Here is a 1,043-nt window from a genome sequence, read left to right as displayed (position 1 = left end):
CGGGCTGTTTGGAAATCGCATAGATGAAATGATGTTGACGCCACCAGTTGATGCTGGTTTCTGTTTTTACGAGAGTGAGTGCAACGGTAGCGTGGATTGGGTGCATCGAATGACGTCCGAAAAGACCGCATGCAAAAGGGCGCGCATATCGGCGTCGATGCCAGCACCTTCGGCTCCGCGCTCGGACAGGCCGTCTGGCTGATGACCATGGACAAACGCTATCGCGACCGCCCGATCCGCGAGATTGAGGCGATGGTCGCCACGCCGATCCTGCTGCGGCAGTTCAAACTTTATTCCAAGGACAAACAGCCCGTCGCCTTCCTGACCTGGGCCAGCGTGTCGGACGCGGTCAAGGCCAAGGTCGAAGCGGGCGCGCCGCTGGCGCTGGAGGACTGGCGGTCGGGGGAGAGCCTCGTGGTGGTGGACGTGGTGTCGCCCTTTGCGGAGGCGGAGGGGGTCAAGGAGAGGTTTTTGGTAGGAGTAAAGTCAGAGCCATGACGGGCGATAACGTGATCAACGGCATCCTTGCTTTTTTAAGTGCTCTTTCGACGATAGATGAATGGCTGAAAAATGACTGAAGCAAACGTTGAGTCCGAGCTATCAGATACAAAGAGTGCGAAACGTTTCCCTAGTCGGCGAGTTAGATCGATGAATCTTCTCAAGAAAACATCAATAATTGTTATACTTATTATTGGGGTTATCGCTATAGATTTTAGGGTGGCAGATTTGGCCCACAATAACCTCTTGAAGAACTCTGCAGACTTCCAACAGCGCCTTTCGAAAGTTGATCTGGATTTAACCGGACCAAAACGTCAAGGCTGCAAAATTACCAGAACATATATCTTGAACGCATATCAGACGTGTTTTGTTGCAAGGTATGGTGAACCGGGTGACGGGATACAGGGCTTCACGTTCGTCTATCATAGGCCAATGCCACTTAGCCTTCTTTATGGGCAAACATCAGAATCAAGATATTTTCGTTTTTCTGAGTATGGGACCGCCTTAAAGGAAATACGTAAAGACGGCTATGTTAATCATCTCTT

Annotated in this window: 2 protein-coding genes; both read left to right on the top strand. The window is 50.8% G+C overall.

Annotated elements, in window-relative coordinates:
• Positions 1–129: 129 nt before the first annotated feature.
• A complete protein-coding gene (locus ROS217_RS12145; protein ID WP_009818052.1) occupies positions 130–498 on the top strand; it encodes a toxin-activating lysine-acyltransferase in 369 nt (122 codons plus the stop codon).
• Between the two features lie 150 nt (positions 499–648).
• The coding region (locus tag ROS217_RS24555; protein WP_009818051.1) for a hypothetical protein at positions 649–1,043 on the top strand (395 nt) is incomplete at its 3' end.

This window comes from Roseovarius sp. 217 (assembly GCF_000152845.1).
In the GTDB taxonomy this organism is placed as follows: domain Bacteria; phylum Pseudomonadota; class Alphaproteobacteria; order Rhodobacterales; family Rhodobacteraceae; genus Roseovarius.
Note: the sequence above shows the minus strand (reverse complement) of the source record. Positions and strands in the feature narration are given on the sequence as shown.

Excerpts from the sequence above, each read along its gene's own strand:
- ROS217_RS12145 (WP_009818052.1), top strand. The coding sequence starts at position 130 with ATGCAAAAGGGCGCGCATATCGGCGTCGATGCCAGCACCTTCGGCTCC.